Annotated in this window: 11 protein-coding genes; 3 read left to right on the forward strand and 8 right to left on the reverse strand. The window is 52.0% G+C overall.

Annotation, left to right across the window (positions count from 1 at the left end; genetic code table 11):
* Window positions 1-35: 35 nt before the first annotated feature.
* The 3 genes from gltB to PAEVO_RS20190 all read right to left on the reverse strand — a co-directional run bounded on the left by gltB (window position 36) and on the right by PAEVO_RS20190 (window position 8,124).
* Window positions 36-4,631 carry a glutamate synthase large subunit gene (gene gltB / locus PAEVO_RS20180; RefSeq protein WP_100539524.1) on the reverse strand — a complete coding sequence of 1,532 codons (4,596 nt, stop codon included), beginning with the start codon at window positions 4,629-4,631 and terminating at the stop codon, window positions 36-38.
* A gap of 446 nt (window positions 4,632-5,077) precedes the next feature.
* Window positions 5,078-7,345, reverse strand: coding sequence for a YhgE/Pip domain-containing protein (locus PAEVO_RS20185; RefSeq protein WP_100539142.1), 2,268 nt, complete (start codon window positions 7,343-7,345; stop codon window positions 5,078-5,080).
* A gap of 197 nt (window positions 7,346-7,542) precedes the next feature.
* Window positions 7,543-8,124, reverse strand: a complete 582-nt coding sequence (locus PAEVO_RS20190) for a TetR/AcrR family transcriptional regulator (protein ID WP_100539143.1) — start codon at window positions 8,122-8,124, stop codon at window positions 7,543-7,545.
* Between the two features lie 330 nt (window positions 8,125-8,454).
* Between PAEVO_RS20190 and PAEVO_RS20195 the strand changes: the two genes are divergently transcribed.
* Window positions 8,455-9,630 (forward strand): MGDG synthase family glycosyltransferase, encoded by a 1,176-nt coding sequence (locus PAEVO_RS20195; RefSeq protein WP_100539144.1) that lies wholly within the window; start codon window positions 8,455-8,457, stop codon window positions 9,628-9,630.
* Between the two features lie 99 nt (window positions 9,631-9,729).
* On the opposite strand, the gene PAEVO_RS20200 is transcribed toward PAEVO_RS20195, so the two are convergent.
* The 3 genes from PAEVO_RS20200 to thpR all read right to left on the reverse strand — a co-directional run bounded on the left by PAEVO_RS20200 (window position 9,730) and on the right by thpR (window position 12,010).
* The gene (locus PAEVO_RS20200) at window positions 9,730-10,413 is read right to left on the reverse strand and encodes a metal-dependent hydrolase (protein ID WP_100539145.1); all 684 of its coding nucleotides are present in this window, start codon (window positions 10,411-10,413) and stop codon (window positions 9,730-9,732) included.
* Between the two features lie 42 nt (window positions 10,414-10,455).
* Complete coding sequence (locus tag PAEVO_RS20205) at window positions 10,456-11,355, reverse strand: cell wall hydrolase (protein ID WP_100539146.1); 900 nt, start codon at window positions 11,353-11,355, stop codon at window positions 10,456-10,458.
* Window positions 11,356-11,452: 97 nt separating this feature from the next.
* Complete coding sequence (gene thpR, locus PAEVO_RS20210) at window positions 11,453-12,010, reverse strand: RNA 2',3'-cyclic phosphodiesterase (RefSeq protein ID WP_100539525.1); 558 nt, start codon at window positions 12,008-12,010, stop codon at window positions 11,453-11,455.
* Between the two features lie 325 nt (window positions 12,011-12,335).
* On the opposite strand from thpR, the gene PAEVO_RS20215 reads away from it, so the two are divergent.
* The gene (locus PAEVO_RS20215) at window positions 12,336-13,289 is read left to right on the forward strand and encodes a D-2-hydroxyacid dehydrogenase (RefSeq protein WP_100539147.1); all 954 of its coding nucleotides are present in this window, start codon (window positions 12,336-12,338) and stop codon (window positions 13,287-13,289) included.
* 177 nt (window positions 13,290-13,466) lie between these two features.
* Window positions 13,467-13,778, forward strand: a complete 312-nt coding sequence (locus PAEVO_RS20220; protein WP_071222479.1) for an MGMT family protein — start codon at window positions 13,467-13,469, stop codon at window positions 13,776-13,778.
* A gap of 13 nt (window positions 13,779-13,791) precedes the next feature.
* On the opposite strand, the gene PAEVO_RS20225 is transcribed toward PAEVO_RS20220, so the two are convergent.
* Together PAEVO_RS20225 and PAEVO_RS20230 are read right to left on the reverse strand one after the other, a co-directional pair.
* Window positions 13,792-14,772, reverse strand: a complete 981-nt coding sequence (locus PAEVO_RS20225) for a TRM11 family SAM-dependent methyltransferase (protein ID WP_100539148.1) — start codon at window positions 14,770-14,772, stop codon at window positions 13,792-13,794.
* 39 nt (window positions 14,773-14,811) lie between these two features.
* Entirely contained in the window at window positions 14,812-15,753 is a 942-nt protein-coding gene (locus PAEVO_RS20230) for an LLM class flavin-dependent oxidoreductase (RefSeq protein WP_100539149.1), read from the reverse strand.
* Between the last annotated feature and the right edge of the window lie 5 nt (window positions 15,754-15,758).

Raw genomic sequence — 15,758 nt, forward strand, 5'->3', positions numbered from 1 at the left:
CACAATGTGGTTTCTGATTAACATAACAACAGATGCTAGTTCCCTGTACGAGCCAGCTCTCTCATATTCGCCTCAAATGCGGCGAGGAGCGCAGCTTCACCCGCCAGGCCTTGGTCTTGAGCCTTTTCGATATGCAGCAGCATACGTTTGTAATCCTTCGGAATGATACGGACAAAGCGGCTGAGCGCCTGATCCCAGTCTCCTAGAATTTGCTGTGCCGGCACACTGCCGGTGTACTGCTCATGCTGCTGGACAAGATGACGGAGTTCTTCCGCTTCTGCAGCATCCTCCACGCGCTCAAGGAGCACCATCTCCAGATTACAGCGATCCATAAAAGTTCCTTCAGGATCATAGACATAGGCTACACCACCGGACATCCCGGCTGCGAAGTTGCGTCCGGTTTCCCCGAGAACGACTACCCGGCCGCCGGTCATATATTCACAGCCATGATCGCCGACACCTTCAACGACAATGCTCGCACCCGAGTTACGAACGGCAAAGCGCTCGCCGGCAATGCCTCTTACGTAGGCTTCACCGCCTGTAGCACCATAGAACGCGGTATTACCGGCAATGATGTTCTCCTCCGCTTTGAAGGTTGCTTTCGGTGAAGGCTTCACGATCAGCTTGCCGCCGGAAAGACCTTTACCGATATAGTCATTCGCATCCCCTTCAACCGTCAGCGTCATCCCTTTCGGCACAAAGGCACCAAAGCTCTGGCCTGCGGAACCCACGAAGTTAAATTGAATCGTGTCTTCCGGCAGTCCGGCAGCACCGTATTTGCGGGTGACTTCACTGCCCAGAATGGTACCCACTGCACGATCCACGTTTGTGATTGGGAAGGTACCTTCCACCGCTGCTCCCGATTCCAATGCAGGCGCAGCGCTGGCGAGCAGTGAACGCATATCCAGCGTTTCTTCCAGGCCATGATTCTGTCTTTGCGTACGATAGCGAGTGCTGCCTTCGGGAAGCTCCGGCGTATACAGCAATGCGGAAATATCCACGCCTTTCTTCTTCCAGTGATGATCCGCTTTGACGGCATCCAAGCAGTCGGTACGTCCAATCATCTCATTAACGTTGCGGAAACCAAGCTCTGCCATCAGCTCGCGCATGTCTTGAGCGACAAATCGCATAAAGTTGGCAACATGCTCCGGATCTCCTGTAAAGTTCTTACGCAGCTCCGGATTCTGAGTGGCTACGCCAACCGGACAGGTGTCCATTTGGCAGACACGCATCATGATACATCCGATGGCAACCAATGGTGCAGTAGAGAACCCATACTCTTCGGCTCCAAGCAGAGCCGCTACCACCAAGTCGCGTCCGTTCAGCATTTTGCCATCTGTCTCGAGCACAACGCGGTCACGCAGATTGTTCATGATAAGCGTCTGATGGGTCTCGGCAAGGCCAAGCTCCCAAGGCATACCCGCATGACGGATCGAGCCTTGCGGCGAAGCACCCGTACCGCCATCGTAACCACTGACCAGAATGATATCCGCCCGGCCCTTCGCAACACCCGCAGCAATCGTACCCACTCCCACCTCGGATACGAGCTTCACGTTGATATCCGCACGCGGGTTGGAGTTCTTCAGGTCGTAAATAAGCTCTGCCAAATCCTCAATGGAGTAGATATCATGATGCGGCGGCGGCGAGATCAGGCCAACACCCGGCGTCGAACCGCGAACCTCAGCTACCCAAGGATATACTTTACGGCCCGGCAGCTGTCCGCCTTCGCCCGGCTTCGCGCCCTGGGCCATCTTAATCTGGATTTCGTCCGCATTCACCAGGTAGTTGGAGGTTACGCCGAAACGTCCCGAAGCCACCTGCTTGATGGCGCTGCGGCGGGAATCGCCATTAGCATCCGGGATGAAACGGGCCGGATCCTCTCCGCCTTCGCCCGTATTGCTCTTGCCTCCGATGCGGTTCATCCCGATCGCTAGGCTCTCATGCGCTTCCTTGCTGATCGAGCCGAATGACATTGCGCCCGTTTTGAATCGGCGCATGATGGATTCTACGGATTCAACCTCATCGAGTGGTATCGGTTCGCCGACCGGCTTGATTTCGAGCAGTGAGCGCAGCGTAAGGTGCTGCTCATTCTCGCCTTTCACAAGCTCTGCGTATTTCTTGTAAGTTGCATAGTCATTGGTACGGACAGCCTGCTGCAGCAAATGGATGGTTCTCGGGTTGAACAAATGCTCTTCCCCGTCAGCTCTCCATTGATATTCACCGGCTGAATCCAGCGCTTTATCGTTCCCATCCTTATCGGTAAAGGCACGCTCGTGATGGGCCAGGGTTTCCTCCGCCACTTCTTCCAGACCGATACCTCCGATACGGGATGGTGTCCGCGTGAAATAGCTTTCTACGAAATCTTCTTTGAGGCCGACAGCCTCAAAGATTTGGGCCCCGCGATAAGATTGGATCGTGGAGATCCCCATTTTCGATAAAACTTTGACGACGCTCTTGCTTGCCGCTTTAATGTAATTTTTCACGGCTTTCTCATGCGAGATCCCGCGAAGCATCCCCTCGGAAATCATGTCATCCAGTGTTTCGAACGCCAGATACGGATTGACCGCGCTCACGCCGTAACCAAGCAGCAAGGCGTAATGATGCACTTCGCGAGGCTCCCCGGATTCAAGCAGAATTGCCACCTTGGTTCGGGTTCCCTGACGGATCAGGTGATGATGGAGAGATGATACGGCAAGCAGCGATGGAATCGCAGCATTGTCTTTATCCACGCCGCGGTCCGACAAGATCAAGATGTTATGGCCCTTGGCAATAACCCGGTCCGCCGCCTCGCAGAGGGTATCGATCGCCTGGCGAAGCCCTTGTGCACCTTCGGCTGCCGGGAAGAAGATCGGAATGGTCATGGATTTGAAGCCGGGACGACGAACGTGGCGCAGCTTCGCAAAATCTTCATTAGAGAGCACCGGCGAGTCCAGACGGATGTGACGGCAGCTTTCCGGCTCCGGCTTCAGCAGATTGCGCTCCGGACCGATCGTTGTTGCCGTTGAAGTGACCAGTTCTTCACGAATCGCATCAATCGGCGGGTTCGTCACCTGGGCGAACATCTGCTTGAAGTAGTTGAACAGCCGCTGCGGACGGTCGGACAACACTGCAAGCGGTGCATCGTATCCCATGGATGCGACAGCTTCCGCACCCGTGATCGCCATCGGCTCGATGACTTTGCGCAGCTCCTCATACGTATAACCGAACGCCTGTTGCAGCTGACGTACATTTTCATGCTTCGGATCCGGCAGTTCCGGCGCTTCAGGAAGATCATGAAGCTCTACCAGATGCTCATCGAGCCATTCAGAGTATGGAAGTTCCGCGGCGATGCTTGCTTTGACTTCTTCGTCCGAGATGATCCGGCCTTCCTTCGTGTCAACGAGCAGCATCCGGCCAGGACGCAAGCGGTCCTTGTACAGCACGTTTTCCGGCGGAATATCCAGTACGCCCGCTTCGGAGGACAGAATGATCAGATCATCCTTCGTTACATAATAACGGGATGGACGCAATCCGTTCCGGTCCAGGGTAGCCCCGATCTGAACACCGTCCGTGAACGCCATCGCAGCCGGGCCGTCCCATGGCTCCATCAGCGTGCTGTGGTATTCATAGAATGCTTTTTTGCTCTTATCCATGCTCTCATGGTTGCTCCACGGCTCAGGGACCATCATCATGGCCACATGCGGTAGGGAACGACCGCTGAGATACAGGAACTCAAATGTATTATCGAACATACCGGTATCGGATCCGTCCGGGTTGATGACAGGTTTCACCTTCTCCAGATCGCTTCCGAACAGTTCATGCTCGAACAGCGATTGACGGGCGTGCATCCAGTTTACATTTCCGCGCAGCGTGTTGATCTCGCCGTTGTGGATCATGAAGCGGTACGGATGCGCGCGTTCCCAGCTTGGGAACGTGTTCGTACTGAAACGGGAGTGAATCAGCGCGATAGCGGATTCCAATCCCTCTTCCTGCAGGTCCAAGTAAAATTCCCCTACCTGCTCCGTCGTTAACATGCCCTTATATACGATTTTCCGGCAGGACAGGCTGGATACATAGAAGCTGTCGCCTTCGGGCTTGCCGCTGTAACGGATCGCCAGCTCGGCACGGCGGCGGATGACATACAGCTTGCGCTCGAACGAGAGATCATCCTGAATGTCGGCGCTGCGTCCGATGAACACTTGGCGGACATACGGCTTTGCCGCTTTTGCGGATTTACCCAGCATTTCATCATGGGTTGGTACATCACGGAATCCAAGCAGGGTTTGACCTTCTTCAGCAATAATCGAAGCCAACTGGTCCTCATGGGCCAAGCGGACAGCAGGATCATGGGATAGGAACAGCATGCCGGCACCGTAATGCCCGGCTTCCGGAAGCTCAAAGCCCAGTTTCGCGGCTTCGGCGGAGAAGAAGGAGTGAGGAATTTGCAACATAATCCCAGCGCCGTCACCGGAGTTCGGCTCGCTGCCCTGTCCGCCGCGATGCTCCATATTGGCAAGCATGGTCAGCGCGCTGCTAACGATTTCATGGGATGGCTTACCCTTGATATGGGCAACAAAACCCATACCGCAAGCATCTTTTTCAAACTGCGGATCATAGAGGCCCTGTTTCTGGGGAAAATCAGTATGTTTCATAAGATGCAACCTTTCTTTGTATAGAATAAAATGCTGCTGATCAATAACAGAAATCATAAAGGTTGGACATCAATCCTCTCCTGCAGTGGACACACTGTCTTGAGGTGATGCAGTATTGTGCAAAAGCGGCAAGGGGTAACATTTACCTGACACGTAAGATTTATTAGTTCTATATATTTTATCACCGTCATACAGTGCAGGCAATTCAAAGTTTTTATGAATTTGATAAGAATTGTTTTTATGAGAGTTATCACAATACAAAGTTAAAACTTATGTAGAATAGTGCAAAAAAACATGCAAATAAAACATTCCGAACAGGTGGTTTTGTTCACCTTATCTCATTTCCTCGCCATCCCGCTCCAAACATCTCTTCATAAAAAAGGACTTCCCCGAGATCTGATCGACCTTCGGGGAAGTCCTCTTCCTTCATATAATAGATATCTTGCTTATGCAGTCACCGCTGTATCGGTGTCCGCTGCCTTCTTGCTGTTTCGGGTAGCCAGGAAGTACACGGCGGTCAGTGCCAGGAATACCAGACCGAATCCGGCCAGTACACCCACATTGGCCCACATGCCGTCGAAACTTCCAGTGGAAATGACGTCCTTGTAGCCTTTTACGCTGTAAGTCATCGGCAGCAGCGGATTCAATGCCTTCATCCAGTTCGGAATCAGCTCTACCGGGAAGGTGCCTGCGCTTGTTGTCAATTGGAGGATCAGAATAACGATGACGACGAAGCGTCCAGGCTGATCCAGCCATGTCACGAACATTTGCACCAGGAACATGAACGACAAACTCGTAACAATAGAGAAGAGATAGAAGAGCGGAACGCTCTGTACATCAAGCTTCAATCCGTACAGCATGACGACCGCTGCCAGCAAGGCTTGAATCAATCCCATACCGGCAAAGGACAGCGTACGGCTGACAAACCGGTTCCAGCCCGATGCATTCGGTACCGATGCACTGCGGATCGGCAAGATAATCGTACAGAGCAGTGCTCCGACAAACAAACCGAGCGACAGGAAGTATGGTGCGAATCCCGTACCGTAGTTCGGCACTTCGTTCACCTTGTGCTCTTCAACCTGTACCGGTCCGGCAAACATGGTGACCGTTTCGTCGGTTGTTTTGATATCGCCTGTCTTGTCGGCAGCCTCGTTCAGCTTGCCTGCAAGCTCTCCGCTGCCTTCCTTCAATTCACTCATCCCGTTTACCAGCTCACCGGCTCCGGAATCCAGCTTTTTCGAGCCGTCGGCAAGCGTGGTAACGCCGCTTCCGAGCTTGCCCGCTCCACCTGCAAGCTGCTCCGTTCCTTGCGAAAGGGTGGCTGCGCCGCTTGCGAGCTCCTTGCCGCCAGCTGCCGCTTCGCTCAGCTTCGTGCCGAACAGCTTCATGCCGTCAGCCAATTGGCTTTGACCGGCGCTCAGCTGTTTGGCACCAGCCAGCAGCTCTTGGCCGCCAGCTGCGAGCTGTTTGCCGCCTTCAGCCAGCTGGTTCGCTCCGGCGCTCAGCTTGCCGGCGCCTTCCTGCAGCTGCTGCGTGCCTTGATTCAGCTCGGCTGCGCCTTGTGCCAGCTGTTTCTGGCCGGCATTCAGCCCGCTTGTGCCGGAGGCAACGGATTGGCTCGCAGCCAGCAGCTGCTGAACCTCCGGACTTTGCGCCAGCTCCGGATTGCTTTCAGCCAGCTTCTTCAATCCGTCTGCAACGGCTTTGGCGCCTTGCTCCAGGGAAGCCGTAGCCTCCAGCGATTGATTCAGCCCGGCTTTCAGGCTGCTGCTGCCTTCATGAGCGCTTTTCGCGCCTGCCGCAAGCTGGGAAGCCCCTGCCTGGTTGGCTTGCAGGCCTTCATTCAGAGCGGTGCTGCCGGCTGCGGCAGATTCAATCCCCGCTTGCAGCTTGGCACCACCCTTGCTTGCTTCCTCAGCTCCGGCCTGCAGCTTGCTGTGACCCGCTTTCAGCTGATCCAAGCCGGAAGCAAGAGTGCCAGCTCCTGTGTTCAGCTTGCCTGCACCGTTATTCAGTTCCTGCACACCTTGTGTTAAAGGTGCGATTCCATCCTGAAGCTCCTGTGTGCCGCTGACGAGTTTAGCCAGATTTTCCTTCAGCTTCACGGCGCCGTCATCCAGTTTTACGGCACCTTCGGATATCTTGGTTGCGCCGTCTCCCGCTTCGCTCAAGCCATCGGACACTTTGGCTACTTGATCGAACAAAGTTTCCGTATAGGCTTCCGTCACCTTCGCGGACACCTTGGACTGAATCTGCTTCACCGCAGATCCGCCGATTTGGGCCGCCAGAAAATTGTAGCCTTCATTCGGTTCAAATACGATTTGCGCAGGCTGCGGATGGTCATCCATTAAAGTTGTCGCCTGCTGTGAGAAATTCTCGGGGATGCTGATGGTCATGTAGTATTTGTTATCCTTCATGCCCTGCTCAGCTTCCTGCCGATCAACGAATTGCCAATTAAAATCTTTTCCCTTCTTCAGCTCGGCAACCAAATCCTCGCCAGCGTGAAGCGTCTTTTCTTCAAAAACAGCGCCCTGGTCGTTATTGACGACCGCAACGGGCAAATCCTCCATCTTTCCATACGGGTCCCAAAAGGCCCCGAGGAACATACCACTGTACATGACCGGTATGAACAGCACGGCGATGATCGGAATCAATATTTTTTTATTCCGAACGGCAGCGCCAAGATCTTTTGCAAATACAGATAATGACTTCATCCAGTCTCTCTCCTTTTTTTCTCTAAATAACCAGCCGACATGAATCTGCCTCATGGCAGATCACATTCCAGTACAGAATGACCGATATCCTCAATTGGTCAGTTTGGGCCAAAAAAAACGATCCCTGCCAAGGAAGACGATCCCTCAAGCCTAGAGAGTCCGCCTTCCTCATCACGAAGGAGGTTCCTACATCCTTCTTACGTAGTGGCCTTCAACCCGTCAGCCAAGAACACCATCATATATTCCTTGATCTGTTCCTTGCTCAGCGGCTTGTGAAGCTGATTGAAGTCGGTCGTGAGCGCAACATACAGCTTCAGCATCACGAAGGATACCACTTGAGCATCCAGCGGCTTGAGCTCGCCGATCGATATGGCCTGCTCCACAATTCCCTCCAGATACCCGACGATTCCATTCTCCACCTTCGTCAACCCTTCATGCGCCTTCGGCGTGCCAATATCCCGAACCTCTTGCGATAGCTTAATGAACAGCTCATGCTCGCTTCGGAATTCAAGCAGCGCATCCAGCACCCGATACAGATTGTCGAAGAAATCTCTGTCCTTCCGAATCTCCCGCTCGGCAATACGCTTCATCTCCATAATGGCCGACAGCAAAATCTCGTCAAACAGTTCATCCTTATTCGTGAAAAACGTGTAGATCGTACCTTTCCCTACATTCGCAATCTTTGCCACCTGTTCCATCGTCGTCGCTTTATATCCGAACAAAGCAAACGACTTGGAGGCAGCACCCAGCACCTGCTTCCGACGGTCCACAGCTGACATGCTTACCCCTCCTTCTTGATCTTTTTAAAATGGCCTTCATTTCAAAACTGACCAAAATACTTTTTCGGTCATTCGGTCAAAAATCACTTTACCAGATTATCGGATTCATTGCAATATCTTTTCGTTAAATTTTTTAATATTTTGAATGCAGGGTTCAAATCTCATCATGACGTCTAATGTAGGGTACACTCTGACTCCCAGACGTAAAATAATTGAAATGCTTTTCCCTTTTGCGCGTATACTTATGATGCATACTCTTTTTTTTCGCGCCGCTCTTCAAAAAATGATTCCTGTTTTGTAAGATAGAGGGAGAAAGAAGTAGGTGAAACCATGCGATATACAAGAGTGCTCCTCTTTTCCGAGGGTTTCGGCACAGGACATACGCAAGCAGCGTATGCGCTGGCTGAAGGTATACAACGGATGAATCCCGGCATCCACTGCCGTGTCATTGAGCTTGGCAATTTTTTGAATCCAACCGTGGGGCCGTTAATCTTATCCGCTTATCGAAAAACCGTCAGCACCCGGCCTCGCCTTGTCGGCATGCTGTACCGTTCGCAATATAAGAAATCGTTAAACCGTCTGACGCGGCTCGCGCTGCACCGCATATTCTATGCGCAGGCCCAGCGGGTCATCGAGCAGCTGAAACCGGATCTCATCATATGTACCCACCCCTTTCCTAATGCCGTGGTCTCCCGCCTGAAGCGTCAAGGGCTTGAGGTTCCGCTCTATACGCTGATTACCGACTATGATGCCCATGGCACCTGGGTCAATCCGGAAGTGGATGAATATCTCGTATCAACGCATCATGTGAAACAAATGCTGCTGCTGCGGGACATTCAGCCCGAATACATTCATGTGACCGGCATTCCGGTCCATCCCAAGTTCTGGGAAAGAAGCAATCGAGAGGCGCTTCAAGCCGAGCTTCGATTAAAGAACATGCCAACCGTGCTGATTATGGGGGGCGGATGGGGCCTCGTGTTCAACAAGGAGCTGCTCAGCAAGCTGGCCAGCAGGGCCGATGATATCCAGCTGGTCTTCTGTATGGGACAGAACGAGAAGCTGGTTGCCAGCATGCGCGAAGACCCGATCTTTCAGCATCCCAACATTCATGTTCTCGGTTATCGCGACGATATACATAAACTCATGGAAGTGTCGGATTTGCTCATTACGAAGCCAGGCGGTATGACATGTACGGAGGGAGCTGCCAAGGGAATTCCTATGCTGTTCTATGAGCCTATCCCGGGACAGGAAGAAGTGAATTCCCATTTCTTTGTCAGCGAAGGCTATGCGGAAATTTTGGACTCTCCTTCCGTCATCGACAAATGGCTGAACCTGCTGTCCGATCATTATGATCAGGTGACAAAGAAACGTAACGGAGCAGGCCGGCGGCGCATCCCGCATCTGGAGCCCGACCACTGTGCCAGCCAGGTGATGGGATTGCTGACCGAAGGGCGCATGCCCGGTTATCATGAAGATGCCGTCAAACTGTTAGCGGACCAGCCCTAATATCTGCAGCATGTTCTATGTTTCCCGCTTTTGCACTTTTACCCCAAAAAAAGCTTCCCTGTCACGAAGACAGGGAAGCTTTTTTCATGAAAAACCCATCTATATCTCCAGCGTTTCTCCAGCCTTCAATGGATGACCCTGAATGCCTGTTTTGGCTAGTTCGTCGCAGAAGGCCCCTGCATCCTGTTTAATGCCCGGGAACGTGTCGTAATGTACTGGGATGACATGCTTCGCACGAATCCACTGTGCGGCCAGCAGGGCGTCCTGTGGACCCATCGTCAATAAATCCCCAATCGGCAGCGCAGCTGCATCAATGTGATTCATCTCTCCGATCAAGCGCATATCCCCAAACAAACTCGTATCGCCTGCATGATAGAATGTTTTGCCGCCCATCGTCAGAATGACGCCACCAGGCTGCCCTGCATAGATCCAAGTGTCCCCTACCGAAATGGATGAAGAATGAAAGGCCGGGGTAAACTTCACCTTAAAGCCATCGAATTGCGCGCTTCCGCCGATGTTCATTCCATGGGATTTGGCTCCCAGGCTGCCGCAATACACGGCGAGTTCATAGACCGCGATAATCGGGCAATCATTCTGTTTCGCAATCTCGATGCAATCGCCAAAATGATCGGAGTGCCCATGCGTCAGCACAACCGCATCCACCTTTACGTCTTTGGGCTCGATGCCGGAGCCTGGATTCCCTGATAGCAGCGGGTCGATGATCACACGAACTCCGCCTTCTTCCACCAAAATGCTAGAATGGCCGTAATACGTAATATTCATGCTTAAACACACCTCCTACATCCTAGTTTACCCATACGGGCACTACTTGTAAAAAGAGTGATTTCCTATTTTTTTAACGAACGTTCTTGAATGATGTACCGTCAGATCCTGAGCCAGCTTCAAAGACAGGAAAAAGTACGTATCGTCCTTTACCTCTTTTTGGCCATGAAGTGCCGCATTCACGGATTTAATCGTCTCTTTGTTCGGATTGACACGTTTAAGACGCCCGTTCGCTACAGGACTAAATTGGTGCTTTTGATAGATGACATCGGTAATGGTATCGGGAAAATTAGCTGACCGCAGCCGGTTTAAGACAACGTTAGCAACTGCTACTTTGCCTTCGTACGGTTCGCCTTCCGCTTCTGCCATAACAATCTTCTGGAGCAGAAGCAGTTCTTCAGCTGACAAATCATAGGTCCAGGTCGCTTTGTCTTTCTGATCCTGGGTTAACGTATTTGTTCTTGTGAAGAATAAAGTTGTGGGGGGTGATAAGCTTTCAGTCTGAGATTTGACGACATGCGTCCCCTTTTGTTTTGCCGGTTTCCCGTCTGCAGTCTGAGATTTCGATGGTTTCTTTTTCTCATCTGCAGTCTTCAATGCTTGTTGCGAGTTCCAATATCCGTTTTCAGCCAAACCGATGCCTTTTGCGCTTGAAAAAGCATGGCTCTTGCTCCCCGGCTTATTCCACTCCTGGAAAACAATTGAAGACAAAATATTGACAGGTTCCCTATCCTGCTTGGTACTCGCCTCTTTTACGAATCGATCCGGGTCAGGCTCAGTAGCCGGTGCAGCCGTCACGAACTTCGGCATATCCTGCTGCTGTTCTTCCCCTTCCGTTGTCTTTGTCTGCATTCCAAGTAAACTTATAAGAGACAAACTCACAAAGAGCGCTCCAATGAGCAGCGCAACCCAGCGATTTTGCCGTAGCACGTTCATAACCATATTTTTCCTCCTATGATGTCGGCACATTCCTACACTATGTAACCACATTTTTAGGCTTTGAAAACATGGTAATTTTATGAACATTCTATCCTCAATTTCAGAAAAATGTTGAAAGCCGCGCCACACCTACTGTTTCGTACATCGGACTTGCATGCAAATTTGTTCGAAAAAGAACGAGCTGCTGCACTTCCCACTGGATGGGGTTGGGTCCTGTTCCGATAACATCCAATGAAAATTTTTGATTTCCTTGAAATTTCCGGCCAACCGTAATATGCGGACGAAACGGTCGCTCCTCCGGCACAAATCCGAAAGACTCCATCCTTGATACCACCGATTGCTGAAGCTGAGACAGAGCATTCAAGTCCCCGCCGACTCCCGCCCATAAAATTCTTGGCGAGGCGCTTGCCCCGAACACGCCGGCATCATAAAGGCCAAGCCTGAAGGGTTTATGCTCCTTGGCGACTTCCTGCAGCGCCGCCGTGAACTCCGCTATCCGATTTGACGGCGTATCGCCCAGAAACTGTAAGGTGATGTGGTAATCCTGCGGATGAACCCATTTTTTGAAAGTCACTTGCTCCACCAATGTTTCCGTCCAATCCTGAATCCGGGAAGATACCTCCGAAGGCAGATGTACGGCAACAAATAAACGATCCATAGCTCCCTCAGCCGAATGGCTCAACTAAGACACTTCCTTCCAATCTCTTTATCCTAAGCAGCCACCGGCTGCAATAAGGCACCATGTTTTCGTGGTTCGTTTATAGTTTGAGCAATATGACATGAAAATAGTATGAGGGGTACATCAAATTCGCCTAAAAATATGATGAAGCTTCAATTTACCATAAAACGGACAATAATTCATGTACAATTTTTCCAATCTGGACAGTTCGTCCATGCGCAACGTTATGATTTCTGATAATATGTTCCCAAAGAGCGTTACGCTTTTATTCTGGTTTATATCACATTCCTTAGGAGGTAGCACCATGCCGAAAATCGTTGCCATACACGACTTAACCACGGAACAACAGCAAAAAATCAAGGATATCGCCCAGGACTATGAGCTGTTGGTTACCAAAGCGAAAGAGCTTACGCCAAGCATCGTTCGGGATGCCGAAATCATGATCGGCTGGTCACGCTCCATCCAGGAAGATATATTGTCTGCGGACAGTAAACTAAAATGGATTCAGGCATGGTCAGCCGGCGTGGATAAAATGCCGCTCAAAGAGCTCGAAGAAAAGGGCATTCAGCTTACCAATGCCAGCGGCGTACATAGCGTTCCGATCACGGAGCATATTTTTGCGATGATACTGGCCTTCAACCGCAACCTTCATCTCGCCATTCGACAGCAATCGAACAACCAATGGGACACGTCCGGCACGTTCACGGAATTGGCAGGCAAAACCATCGTCATCGTTGGCGTCGGCCAGATCGGCAGTCATACGGCGAGCGTGGCCCAGGCGTTCGGTATGCGGACCGTCGGGGTCCGCCATTCCGGGAAGTCCGATCCTTACGTGGAAGCGATGTATAAGGTCGATCAGCTCGATGAAGCGCTGGCTGAAGGCGATTATATCGTGAACATCCTGCCGCTCACCGATGATACCCGTGGGTTGTTCAATAAGGCAAGATTCTCGGCGATGAAGAACTCCGCCTTCTTCGTTAACGTTGGCCGGGGTCAAACCGTAGTAACCGAAGACATGATTCAGGCACTTCAATCCGGGTCATTGGCGGGTGCGGGACTTGATGTGTTCGAGGAAGAGCCGCTTCCGTCAGACCATCCGCTGTGGACCATGGACAACGTCATCATGACCCCTCATATGGCGGGTGATACGGATCGCTACGGCGAGCGTGCCGTGGATATTTTCCTGGAAAATTTACAGAGCTATGTAAGCGGTAAGCCGCTGTCCCGAAATGTGATAGACTATAGCAAGTCGTACTAAGACCAGGTAACAAGTTCTTAAGTACAGCTTTAATCCTGCTCTTTAAGGAGCCGGGGATCGATCTTGCAACAAAGACCACAAGATCCATCCAACAAAAGGAACGTCCCGAGGTTTTCATGCCTTCCGGGACGCCCTTCTTTTTTTTACTACTTTTAAACGCAATGGGAGAGAGAATCGATGCAGCCGTATACGGAACGTGTAATTGAAGTGATCCGGAGCATTCCGGAAGGATATGTCATGACGTATGGACAAGTGGCCAGACTGGCCGGCAGCCCAAGGGGCGCACGACAAGTCGTCAGAATACTTCACACCCTCAGTCACATTCACAAGCTGCCGTGGCATCGGGTCGTCAACGCAAAAGGAGAAATCGCCATCAAGGATGATGAGTCCAGACTCATGCAGGAGCTGTACCTTCAGGACGAAGGCGTTGCCGTCAATCCCAAAGGCATCATTGATTTAGAGAAATATCGTTATGATCCTGGGGAATAGATCATATACCCCATTATTCGCACAGCCAAATCTCCCTCACAAAACTCCCCTTCCGGGTCGTGCAATGACGCAGGACCTTCCAGCCCGAACTCAGCAGCAACTCGCGTAATGGCTCTATGCTGACGATGACAGCTCGATCTGACAACCGGCGTAAGCTTTGGAGCATCTGCAATTTCTCTTCCTCCGGGAAAACGGAACACAGATTATACGGCAGGTCCAGGATAGCCGCATCATAATGACCTTGCATTGTATTCATATCCTGAATGGCAACTTTGTTGTCATCATAACCGTAGTGCCTCAGATTCACCCTCGCTCCCCGAATGGCAAGCGGATTGATGTCACGGCCCTCGGCCGTGATTCCCATCGACAACGCCTCAATCAATACATTTCCCATGCCGCAGCAGGGATCCAGGAGCGCGACCCCGCCTAACCGAGGAACAGCCAGGTTGACCAGTGCCCTCGCGATGCGCGAGCTGAGACCTGTGGAGTAATTTTGCGGCTTCTGTTTATGATTCAGCCATGCACGTTCAGGTTCAAGAAGTATTCCCAATCTCCACATGCCGCCTGTGGACACCATACCGAGCGTGACATCCGGAGCTTTCATCTGTGCAGTTCCTGTTATTTGGCAGCCTACCATCCGTTCATACCCGCGTGATTGTTCATAACCGAACCGATCTCCCGCCTTGAGGCAGACAACTTTGAAGGTCGCATGGTTAAGGTCAATCCGGCCTGCTTGCTCGGCCATTCGTTCGATGGATTCCCCAGTCATTCTGACATCGATGCAGGCCGATAAGAACGGGCTCCGATCCGGATCAACCCATAACTCGCTTACCAGCCAATCCTCACCGTCAGGCTCATGACCGAACAGCTCCGTCAGCTCCATCAAGCACAGCTCCCGCTCCGTTTCATGACAGGTATAAGTATACAGATAAGAGGACTTGCCACTCATGGAAGACGGACCAAAGGTCATGTCATCGTCGTTTGAATTCATCATTTATTTCGTCTCTCTTCTATTATATATGTGCAGCAGTCACTACTGCTCCATTAACAGCCGATAGGATTCCAGCCGCGCATTATAATCGCTCACCGGCGTGACGATCAAGAACTCGTTACACCGATACTGTTCTGCCATATGCTGCAGTCTGTTTCGTACACTTGCAGACGTGCCGATGATAAGCCGCCGGGATGGGTCTGACGAATCGGAACCAGACGGGTTTGTGGGCATCGCGTGCTGCCCTGGTCGGGAAATTTGTGCTGCAAGCTTCTTTGCCTGTTCCTCCGTCTCCGCGCAAACCACGCTTACCGCCACCATCGCGCACGGTTCTTGCAAATGAGCGCTTGGCTCAAAAGCTTCCCTATAAGCTTGGAGAACTTCCGCCCCGTCCGTATCGCTCATAAACTGTCCGAATACATAGCCCGTCCCGAATTCGGCCGCATACCCCGCACTCTTCGTGTTCGTGCCGAGCATCCACATCACGGGCGGAGTTACGGGCACCGGTTTCGCTGCTACCAGCACGTCTTCATAGCGATACCGATCCTCTAGCAGCTCGGTCAAAGCCCGAATCCGCTGCGGCAAATCCGCCACATGACCCAGGAAATTTCCGCTAAGCGCCATGCTCGTATGGGCTGAACCTCCCGGTGCCCGCCCGATCCCGAGATCGATGCGTCCGGGATACAGCGATGCCAGCATACGGAAATTCTCCGCCACCTTCAGCGGGCTGTAGTGGGGCAGCAGCACGGCCCCGGAGCCGAGCCGGATGCGCGTTGTCCTGGCGCCGATATGAGCCAGCAAAATCTCGGGCGATGCACAGGACAGATGCTCCAGATCATGGTGCTCCGCAGCCCAGTAGCGCCCGTAGCCCCATGCTTCCACTTTTTGGGCAAGTGTCACGGCTTGCTGCAAGGCTTCTTCGAACGAGCTCTCTCCAAAACGCGGAACCAGATCAAGCACGCTTAGTTTCAATTGGCTACTCATGCCAT

Origin of the sequence: Paenibacillus sp. GM2FR (assembly GCF_002803325.1) — a bacterium.
Lineage (GTDB): Bacteria > Bacillota > Bacilli > Paenibacillales > Paenibacillaceae > Paenibacillus_AQ > Paenibacillus_AQ lautus.